We start from the raw sequence: 3,572 nt of genomic DNA on the forward strand, positions 1-3,572 counted from the left end.
ATAGTAGGCAAGTAGGAGATCAAATGCTTGGTTTTGACACTGGGTACTTGCCCGGCCACGGCAAAGGAACCGGCCGACGGTTGGGTGATGCCTGCCAGCACCTTCAGCAGGGTGGTCTTGCCGCTGGCATTGGGCCCTAAAAGCCCGTAAATTTTTCCTGCCGTCAAAGTGAGGTTAAGATTGTTCAAGACCGTCTTGGTCAGGTATTTTTTTGTCAAGTTGTTAACCGTTAAGATTTCCATCCTGCTCTCCCTCCATATAGGCTTGCAAGGCGGTGAGAGTTTCCTCCTTGCTGAACCCTAATTCTCGCATGCCCCGCACGAAAGTTTCCAGCAGCTCCCTGGCCATTTCTCTTTTAATCCGGGCCAGGGTTTCCTCATCATTCGTTACAAAAGAGCCAATACCCCTCTGGGAAAGGAGAACGCCCTCCCGCTCCAGCTCCTGGTAAACGCGCTGGACGGTGTTGACGTTTACTTTCAGCTCTTCCGCCAAGCTCCGCACAGACGGCATCTTATCCCCTCCTTTGAGTTTGCCGGCGACAATGTCCTTCTTGATATTCTCCATGATCTGCAGGTAAATGGGCAGGCGTGGATCAAAGGCCACCGGTATCCCCCCTTTAGTGTGTATCACTGTACTAGCTAAATAGTACACTAGAATAATATGAATGTCAAGAGGAAAAGGGTTGGCCCTTAGGGGATACCACTAGGCCCCAATACCCCTTTTGCCCGTCCCCGGATCCGGTAGAATCATAGCCAGAGCCATGAGATGACAAGGGGAAACGGAGGAAAGACGATGCTGATTATCGGGGAATCCCTGAACGCTACGAGGCCGCAGGTGCGGGCGGCAGTGCAGAGCCGTGATGCGGCTTTCATCCAGGCCCTGGCGAAGGAGCAGGCCCTGGCCGGCGCTCATATGCTGGACGTGAACGCGGCCGTACCGGGGCAGGACGAGGTGGAGGACCTGCCCTGGATGGTACAGGTGGTGCAGGAAGCGGTGGATCTGCCCCTCTCCTTAGACAGTTCCAACGTGGAGGCTTTGCTTGCCGCCATGAAAGTCCACCGGGGCCGGCCTCTGATCAACTCCTTGAGCGCGGAGAAAGATAAACTGGAGAAGCTGCTCCCGGTGGTGGTGGAAAACGACTGTTCCGTCATTGTTTTATGCATGGATGACGGCGGTATTCCCGCGGACGTGGAGGGACGGCTGAGAGCCGCCCGGGCGGCGGTGCTGCCCCTTTTAGAGGCCGGGAAGAAGCCGGAAGACATTTTCCTGGATCCCCTGGTGATGTCCATTTCCGTGGATCCCGGCGCCGCCAGGACCACCCTGGAGGTGATTCGCCGGGTGCGAGAGAGCGAAATGGCCGGGGTCCGGATTACCGGGGGCCTTAGCAACGTGAGCTTCGGGATGCCGGGGCGGAAGCTGTTAAACCGGGTGTTTCTCACCATGGCCATGACTGTGGGCTTGGATTCCTGCATCGTGGATGTGCGGGACCGGGCCCTTATGTCCACTCTCTATGCGGCCAGGACTTTCCTGGCGGAGGGGGGCAGCCGGGAGTACTTAAAAGCTTTCCGGGAAGGTTGGCTGGTGATCTGACCCCGCCAGACCCGGGAATGGCCCTTTGGTTCCTTTCCAGGCAGGCCGGAGGGACTTACAATAAATATAAAGAATTTTGCGAGAATATCCAGGCAAAGGGGGATGGCCGTTGATCAGTGACATTTTTAGAGCCGTGGTGGAATTAGAAGATGAACAAGCTCTGGAACTGGTGCAGAAGGCCCTGGCGGAAGGCTTGCCCGCAAAAGAGATTTTGGAAGACGGGGTGCTGGCGGGGCTTAGAGAAATCGGGCGCCTGTTCCAAGAGCAGGAGTATTTCCTGGCGGAGCTGATGATGGGAGCGAAGCTGGTGGAACAATGCCTCGGCATCTTAGACCCGCACTTGCCCAAGGCCGAGGGCCCCAAGCGGGGGGTGGTGGTCATTGGCGCCGTGAAGGGGGACCTGCATTCCATCGGCTACGGGTTGGTGGCCAAGCAGCTGGAGCTGGCCGGCTACGAGGTCCATTCCGTGGGCATTGACGTGCCGGCGATGACTTTCATTGATAAAGCCCGGGAAGTAAACGCGGACATCATCGGCTTGTCGGCTTTCCTGGTGACCACCATTTCCAACTGCCAGGATGTGATCAATTATCTCAAAGATATGGGACTGCGGGACAAGTTTAAAGTCATCATCGGCGGCGCGGAAACCAGCCAGGAGGTGGCGGACCGCATGGGTGCCGACGGCTGGGCGCCAAATGCCGTCGAAGCGGTGAAGCTCTGCGATCGACTCTTGGGTTACGTGTAGGCCTAGACAAAGGAGGGGTACACATGATTCCGGTGCTGGAGTTTGAAAAGCGGGCCATGGAAGGGCCGGTTATGAAAATGGATGACTTTGACCTGGCTTTGGCCAAGGCGGTTCGTAAACTGGTGAAAAAATACGAACTGAAGTATAACCCGGAAAGGCTCTTTGTGGACGACGAAACAGTCGACAGGATCTTTGAGGCCGGAGTGGAATTGCTGGCGGAAGTAGGGATTTACCACAACGATACCCAGCGGGTCGTCAAATACACGGTGGAAGAAATCGAGGCCATCGTCAAGGAGTATAAAGACAGTCCGCCGTCCATTACTTTTGGCCGGGGCAAGGAGGAGCATACAGTGGTGCCCCGGAAAGACGGGGATCCCCGCCCGCCGGTGGTGTGGGGTCTGGCGGCCGGTGTGATTCAGGAAGAATGGTTTGTGCCTTTCCTCCTGAGCATTGCCAGGGAACCGGTGGTGCAGGGGTTCGGCATCGCCGGGGGCATTGCCTCCGTAGGGGGTGTGGTGCCTAAAGAAAACGCACCTTCGGAAATCTATTGCGGCCTGTGGGAAGTGAAAGCTCAGCAGGAAGCCCTGCGCCTGGCGGGCCGCCCGGACATGCATTTGGGGCTCATTCCTACCGTCAGCAGCGTGGGGGGCACCCTGGCGGTCATTGGTCCCGGCCTGCGGGAAGCCCATAATTCCATGGTGGGCATCCATATTATCCCGGAACAGAAAATTGACTGGACCCGGCTTAACCTGGCCCAGGCTATTCAGGAGCGGGGCATCTCCCCCTGGACCAGTACCATGTCCCTGCTGGGCGGTTTAGGAGGCGGTCCCGCCGGGGTGGCGGTGATCATGATGGCCAACTTTATCGGCCAGCTGAGCTACGGTCACGGCAAGTTGGGCAGCTTTTATGTCAATGACATGACCGGGCGGGCCAGTCACCGGGAGGGCTTGTGGACCCTGAGCGCCTGCCTGCGGGCCATTGGGCGCAACCTGGGCGTAGCCACCGGAACCTGCGGCGGGGATTCGGGTCCTGTCTTCAGCATGGAGGAAGCTATTATCCGGGGTGTGGCCATGGCGGTCACCTTGACCACCAGCAGCGGGGCCTATAACTGGGGCAGCGGCATTGACGGGATCACGGCCCGGGTGCACGCCGACGTGATGGAGCAAGTGGCGCCCATCACCGGTCAGAAGGCCAATGAACTGCTGCAGTCCATTTCCAGGCTGCTGGATGAACTGGTGCA

Annotated in this window: 5 protein-coding genes; 3 read left to right on the forward strand and 2 right to left on the reverse strand. The window is 57.9% G+C overall.

The window, feature by feature from the left end:
• The coding region (locus GXX34_09930; protein HHW07823.1) for an ATP-binding cassette domain-containing protein at window positions 1-242 on the reverse strand (242 nt) is incomplete at its 3' end.
• A complete protein-coding gene (locus GXX34_09935) occupies window positions 223-564 on the reverse strand; it encodes a GntR family transcriptional regulator (protein ID HHW07824.1) in 342 nt (113 codons plus the stop codon). The genes GXX34_09935 and GXX34_09930, both read right to left, overlap by 20 nt.
• 228 nt (window positions 565-792) lie before the next feature.
• On the opposite strand from GXX34_09935, the gene GXX34_09940 reads away from it, so the two are divergent.
• From GXX34_09940 to GXX34_09950, 3 genes are all read left to right on the forward strand, one after another.
• The gene (locus tag GXX34_09940) at window positions 793-1,590 is read left to right on the forward strand and encodes a dihydropteroate synthase (protein ID HHW07825.1); all 798 of its coding nucleotides are present in this window, start codon (window positions 793-795) and stop codon (window positions 1,588-1,590) included.
• Between the two features lie 109 nt (window positions 1,591-1,699).
• Window positions 1,700-2,332, forward strand: coding sequence for a hypothetical protein (locus GXX34_09945; protein ID HHW07826.1), 633 nt, complete (start codon window positions 1,700-1,702; stop codon window positions 2,330-2,332).
• Window positions 2,333-2,355: 23 nt separating this feature from the next.
• Window positions 2,356-3,572: monomethylamine:corrinoid methyltransferase (locus GXX34_09950; GenBank protein ID HHW07827.1), on the forward strand; the 1,217-nt coding region annotated here is incomplete at its 3' end.

The sequence above is a fragment of the Clostridia bacterium genome, from assembly GCA_012840125.1.
Taxonomy (GTDB): domain Bacteria; phylum Bacillota; class DULZ01; order DULZ01; family DULZ01; genus DULZ01.

What these genes read in the sequence shown, in the direction of transcription:
- GXX34_09935 (HHW07824.1), bottom strand. Translation starts at nt 564, where the DNA reads ATGGAGAATATCAAGAAGGACATTGTCGCCGGCAAACTCAAAGGAGGG.
- GXX34_09940 (HHW07825.1), top strand. Translation starts at nt 793, where the DNA reads ATGCTGATTATCGGGGAATCCCTGAACGCTACGAGGCCGCAGGTGCGG.